General features: G+C 66.1%; 3 protein-coding genes and 1 pseudogene. 1 reads left to right on the forward strand and 3 read right to left on the reverse strand.

Going from position 1 to position 6108, the window contains the following annotated elements; translation table 11 throughout:
- Both ACLQI9_RS22615 and ACLQI9_RS22620 read right to left on the reverse strand, forming a co-directional pair.
- The coding region (locus ACLQI9_RS22615) for a fumarylacetoacetate hydrolase family protein (protein WP_442392233.1) at window positions 1–491 on the reverse strand (491 nt) is incomplete at its 3' end.
- A gap of 30 nt (window positions 492–521) precedes the next feature.
- Window positions 522–1664: a VOC family protein gene (locus ACLQI9_RS22620; protein ID WP_442378164.1), complete on the reverse strand. Its 1143-nt coding sequence runs from the start codon at window positions 1662–1664 to the stop codon at window positions 522–524.
- A 778-nt stretch (window positions 1665–2442) separates the two neighbouring features.
- Between ACLQI9_RS22620 and ACLQI9_RS22625 the strand changes: the two are divergent.
- A pseudogene (locus ACLQI9_RS22625) lies at window positions 2443–3701 on the forward strand (cytochrome P450).
- Between the two features lie 49 nt (window positions 3702–3750).
- Here ACLQI9_RS22625 and ACLQI9_RS22630 read toward each other — a convergent pair.
- Window positions 3751–6108: GAF domain-containing protein (locus ACLQI9_RS22630; RefSeq protein ID WP_442392234.1), on the reverse strand; the 2358-nt coding region annotated here is incomplete at its 5' end.

Raw genomic sequence — 6108 nt, forward strand, 5'->3', positions numbered from 1 at the left:
TGGGCTTTGGTCAGCTGCACGTCGCGAGCCGACACGTCGTTGGTCACCACCAGCCCCCACACGAACTCGGCCAGGTTGGCCTCAGTCACCTCGGTGCCCACCGGCAGCTCACGGCCGACCAGCAGACCGATCTCCAACTCGTAATCCAGCAGCTGCACATGGGCGGGTTTGACGATGTCATCGAACGGACCAGTGACCGAACCGGATGCCTTGCGGAAGAAGGTCAGCGGTGTCTTGGCGGGGTCGCGGCCGACGTCGCGCACATGCGAGGCGTAGTTGGTGGCCTGCGCCACCAGGCGGCATGGCGTGGTGACGGGCGACAGCAGCGTCAGGTTTTCCACCGGCACGGTGTCGGTGGAGTGCGCGGCGTCGATAGCCGCACGGTCGGCCAGCACCTCTGCGGTGTTGGCGGCGTCGGTGCGGATGCGGGCGGCGCCGCTCGGGGTCTGCACCCACCACGTGTCGGCGGTGCGCAGGATCGAGACGGTCATAACGGGTCCTTACTTTCTTTCGGCTGGTGGTTAGGAATTGGCTACGTGGAACAGTCCGCGCAAGGCGGATAGGTCGAATTCGTTGTCGTGGCGCAGCGCATCGAGCATCACGGCGACTTCCTTCGCGGTTTCGCCCGGTGTTCCGATGCCCAGGAAGTCCTTGCTTGGCGGGGGTCCCCACTGATACAGCCCCGAGGCCGCCAGGGGGGCCCAGCCGGGCTCCAGCGTGTTGTCGAACATGTCACCGTCGGCGAAGTGCTCGACGAGGAAATCACCGTCAGGGTCGCGCCAGTAGTCGAAGATCTGGCTGCCCTGGATGTGACGGCCGATGCCCCAGGAACGGAAATACCCTTGCTCGCGCAGGTATTCGCCGCCGGCGGCCAGCGCGTCGAGGTCGCAGACCTGATACGCGGAGTGCACGTAGCGGTTGGCCGGACCCAGCGCCATCGCCAGCGTGTGGTGGTCGGCCGGGGTGGAGCCGCGATCGCAGCGGATGAAGCTCATCACCGGTCCCCGCTCGCGCTGGCCGGGATAGTGGCAGAAGTCGCTGACGATCAATCCCAGGTGGTCCAGGTACCAGTTCAGCGCTAAGAGGTACTTGGTGGTCTGCAGCACGATGTGCCCGAGCCGCTGCACCCGGGTGGGCACCCGAGGAGGCCGCTGGGTGGAGTTGGCCCGGGCCACGTCGTGGCTGGGGCCGAAGTTGAACACGTGCGGCGTTTGGGAGGACAGCTCCTCAAGCTGGTGCGTGCCCGAGACCACCCGCAAGGGAATGCCGCTGGGGTCGACCAGATCAACGGTCACGCCACCCAGGGTCTCCGGCAGCGCGCGCACGGTGGTCCCGGTCGCATCGGCCAACCGCAGTAGGTCGGAGTGTTCGGCGGCGACAAAAGCCGGGCCGATGAACCGCGAACGCGGGCCGCGGCGGATCAGCACGCACGGCGCGCCGGCGTCGCTGCCACGCAGGTGCAGCTCGTCGTCAGTGCGCAGCGCGACGCTGAACCCGAAAGCCAGCGCAAACGCCTCCGCTTTCTTGAGATCCGGCTTCTCGAACTCCAGCCAGATGACGTCATGGACCTTGATCACCGGGTTGGCTGAGCGCCCCGGGTGGTCACCCGGCAGAGCGCCCTGCTCGCTGTGCAGGCCATTGTGGGAGCCGATCAGCTCAGTCATTGCTGGCCTCCCGGAACATAATCGATGGACGGCATGATGCTCCTTCCCTGAAAGGCTTTAGTAACAAGGCTTTTGGCAGCACACGCTTTCGCGGACCGCATTCGTCACTAAGCATGCCGCCGCTGGGAAGGTATGTCGTTGGCGCTGACAGCAATCGCTATACCCTGCTAGCGGGTATTCGCGATCTGACGAATCGTCAACACTGCATTGCATCACAACCTAGTTCACAATCCCTGGGATAGTGACGAACCGTCAGAATTGAAACGCGCTTGAAGGACACCGAATGCGGACGTCACCCACCGAAGCGGGTCGGCACAGCGAAACTGAGCGATGCCGCGCGAGTTCAGCCGCTGCCCTGCCGGCGCCTGACCCAGCGCCGAGACGGCGAAGTACCGTTGCGTCAATTGCGCAGCCTGGAAAGTTTTTCGAGCGCAGTTACGACGGAAGCGCCGTGCGGCGACAGGAGCAGACTGCGGGCCTCCTCATCAAGCAGCCCCCCGTGACTGTCGTCGTAGTGTCGGCTCGCCGAGCTATCGCGCAGGTAAGCGGCGGCGGCGAGACATGACGTGGCTTGAATCGGAGCCTCCGACGTCGCTGAGCGCCTGCGGCGCGTCGAATTTCGGCAAGATGATCGCCGATACCCGCCAGCCGTAAGCACGCGAACCGAATCGTCCAGCCCTTACGGTCCGGCTGTCGCAAGAGATTATGTGTAAACGTCGTGTCGGGAGTTAAGGTTCCGGCGTGTGACCGGGGGCCGTAGTTGACCGAGGAACCCACCATGACTGCCGCATCTGCAACGCTTCGCAGCTACGACCCGATCGATCTATCCTCGCGCGCGTTCTGGTCCATGACCGCGGCGGAGCGGGAACGCTCCTTCGCCGTGCTACGGGCCGAGCGCCCGGTGAGCTGGCATCCTCCCGTCCAAGACGCACTCATGCCCGATCCGAACGACCCCGGCTTTTGGGCGGTCACCCGCCGCGCCGACATCGCCACTGTCAGCCGCAATCATGAGGTGTTCTTGTCTGGCAAGGGTTGGTATTCGAGAACGTTCCCGAGGAGATGCTCGAAGCGACGCAGTCCTTCCTGGCGTTGGACCCGCCGCGGCACACCAAGTTACGCAAGCTTGTCAGCGCCGCGTTCACGCCCAGGCAGGTCAGGCGCATCGAGGACGCGATCAAGGCGAACGCCAAGACCATCGTCGAAGAGCTGAAGGCCGCAGGCAGTGGGGTTGACTTCGTCGACCGGTCTGCCAAGGAACTTCGGATCCGCACGCTGTCGGACATGGTCGCCATTCCGGAGTCCGAGCGTGACCACGTGGCCCATGCCGCCGATGCCGTGGTGTCGTGGGCCGATGAGGTCTACCTGGACGGCCGTCACCCGCTGCAAGTCTTGGCCGAGAACCTGCTGTACCTACAGCAACTGGCCGGTGTGCTGGCCGCGCAGCGCCGCGACCGTCCCGGCGAAGACCTGTTCAGCAGCCTGGTGAACGCCGAGGTGGATGGTGACCGGCTCACCGACGCGGAGGTGGCCGCGTTCTTTGCGGGCCTGTCCGTGGCCGCCAACGATACGACGCGCCAGACCATCAGCCACGCGATGAAGGCGCTTACCGACTTTCCGGATGAGCGGGCCTGGCTGCTCGAAGATTTCGACTGCCGCATCGGTGGGGCCATCGAGGAGTTCATTCGCTGGGCTTCGGCGGTGATGACCTTCCGCCGTACGGCCGCCACGGATTTCCAGCTCGGTGGTCAAACCATCGAAGCGGGGGACAAAGTGGTGATGTTCTATGCGTCCGGCAACTGGGATGAAGAGGCGTTTGACCATCCGGAGCGATTCGATCTGAGCCGAAACCCCAACCCGCACGTGGGTTTTGGTGGCGGCGGTGTGCATTTCTGTCTCGGCGCCCACGTGGCAAGGGCGCAGCTGCGCGCCATCTTCGGCGAGCTGCTCCGGCAGGTGCCGGACATCGAGACCGGCGGTCCGGTGTACGTGCCGGGAAACTTCATGCACGCCATCCGCAGCATGCCTTGCACACTCTGACCTAGTCAGCAAGCTGCTCGCCGTGAACTGCCCACTCCTGGCTAGCCGATCATTTTCCGTTTGTGCTGTACGGGATGGTGATGTGAAGCGTCGTCCCGCCTCCAGCAGGACTGGCGACGCGCATGCGGCCGCCGAGCACCTCGATGCGGTCTTTGAGCCCGATGAGCCCGGAGCCCTTGCCCGAGTCAGCCCCGCCGATGCCGTCGTCCGAGATGACGACGTTGAGGCTTTCGTCGCTGGTGTGGGCCCGCACGTTCACCTCGGAGGCTTGCGCGTGCTTGGCGGCGTTGGTTAGCGCCTCGGCGACCACGTAGTAAGCGGCGACCTCGACCGATTCGGGCAACCGTTGCTCGATCGTGATGTCGAGGTTGACGGGCACCGGTGAGCGGCGCGCCAGCGTCTTGAACGCCGCCCGCAGCCCACCTGTCGACAGGGTCGCCGGATGAATGCCCCGGGAAATCTCCTGCAGCTCTTGAAACACGTCGGTCAGGCCCGAAACCGCTTCGGACAGCATGCTTTTCAGGTCATCGCGCTCGGATGGCACCGACTCCTCGGTCAGGCGAAGTTTCAATCCCAGCGAGACAAGCCGTTGCTGGGCTCCGTCGTGAATGTCGCGTTCCAGGCGGCGTCGTGCGTCGTCGGCGGCGGCCACAATCCTCGCCCGCGAGGCGATCAGCTCCGCGCGGGTGGTCGCGGCGGCAATTGCGGTCGCGACCAGCTCGGCGAACTCGACGACGCGAGCTTCGGTATTCGGCGGCAGCGGGTCGGGTTCGGTGGTGGCGACGACGGCTATGCCCCATAGCCGCTCGTCCACCACGATCGGGGCCCCGATGCGGGACCGGACGCCCAACTCGCGAACGCGTTGGGCAATCGGGCCGGCGGCGCCCTCCCAGTTGTCTATCCGCGCCGACTGTCGTGTGCGCGACACCGTCGCGGCGACGTTGTCACCTTCGGTGGAGAGGCGTTCCCCCAGCGAAAAGTGCGGCACGCCGGGTTCCGCATAGGACGCCACGACGACGATCGCTGCGCCGTCGTCGTCGAAATGGAGCACCTCGGCGTTACCCACATTCAGGCAACCGGCCATCTCCTCGGCCACCGCCGAGAACACCTCCGACTGACCGACCCCGCGTGCGACCAAAGTTGCGACCCGGCGCAATGCGGCTTGCTGCCTGGCCAGCACACTGAGGTTTCCGGCGAGCTCGCGCAGGCTGTCGCGGCCGGCCTGCAGTTCGGCCCTGGCGGCCGCGTTGGCGATGGAAGTCGCCACCAGATCGGCGAAATCAGCCATGCGAACCTCGGTGTCGGGAGGCAGGATCCCGGTCCGCGTCGCCACGGCGGCCGAGCCCCAAAGCTGCCCCCCGACGACGATGGGAACACCCACCATGGACTGGATACCAAGCGCGCGGATGAATGCGGCCGTCTTGCCGGCCGCGTGCTCGTGGGTGTCCATCCGAGCGGGCCGGCCGGTGCGCAGAATCATCGGGGCGACGTGGTCGCCCTCCAGCGGGAACCGCTGGCCAACTACCGGAGGGTTTGGCAGGTCTTGGTTGAAGCTTGCAACAGCCTCGATGACGAGAAAGTCCCCTTCGTGGCGGATCACCGTCGCGTTGAAGGCGTCCAGGCAACTGGCCAACTCCTCGGCCACCGCGTTGAACACCGCCGCCGGCTCCGCCTCGCGGGCAACCAGTTCCGCCACCCGGCGCAACGCCGTTTGCTGTCGAGCCAGCTGACGCAGGCTGTCGCGGCTGGCATTCAGCTGTTCGCGCGCCGCCGCATTGGCGATCGCGGTCGCCACCAGATCGGCGAAGTCTGCGATGCCTACCTCTGTGTCGTCCGGCAGCGGCTCGCCCCGCGAGGCCGCGGCAGCCACGCCCCACAACTCTGCCCCGACCATGATGGGGACGCCGACCATGGATGCGATGCCCATCTTGCGGATGCGCGCGGCCGAAACACCCGCCGCATGCTCGTGGCTGTCCATCCGAGCGGGCCGGCCGGTGCGCCGAACCGTCACGGCGACGTGGTCGCCGTCCAGCGGGAAACGCTCACCGACGGCCGGCGGGTTTGGAAGGTCCACCTCCGGACGCCCAAGCGCGGCAATGACGATGTCATCGCCGTCGTAGCGGCCCACCGTCGCGTTGTAGACGTCCAGAACGGTGGCCATCTCCTCGGCCACCGCGTTGAACACCTCGGCAGGCTCCGCCTCGCGGGCGACCAGTTCTGCCACCCGGCGCAACGCCGTCTGATGCCGGGCGAGCTGACGCAGGCGATCGCGGCTGGCACGCAGGCGCTCCCGGCTGGCATCCAGTTGCTCGCGCGCCGCGGTATTGGCGATCGCGGTAGCCACCAGATCGGCGAAGTCTGCGATGCGCGCCTCGGAATCGGACGACAGCGGTTCCCGCTCCGCGGA

It is taken from the genome of Mycobacterium sp. (genome assembly GCF_052143115.1).
Lineage (GTDB): Bacteria > Actinomycetota > Actinomycetes > Mycobacteriales > Mycobacteriaceae > Mycobacterium.

What these genes read in the sequence shown, in the direction of transcription:
- ACLQI9_RS22620 (WP_442378164.1), bottom strand. Translation starts at nt 1,664, where the DNA reads ATGACTGAGCTGATCGGCTCCCACAATGGCCTGCACAGCGAGCAGGGC.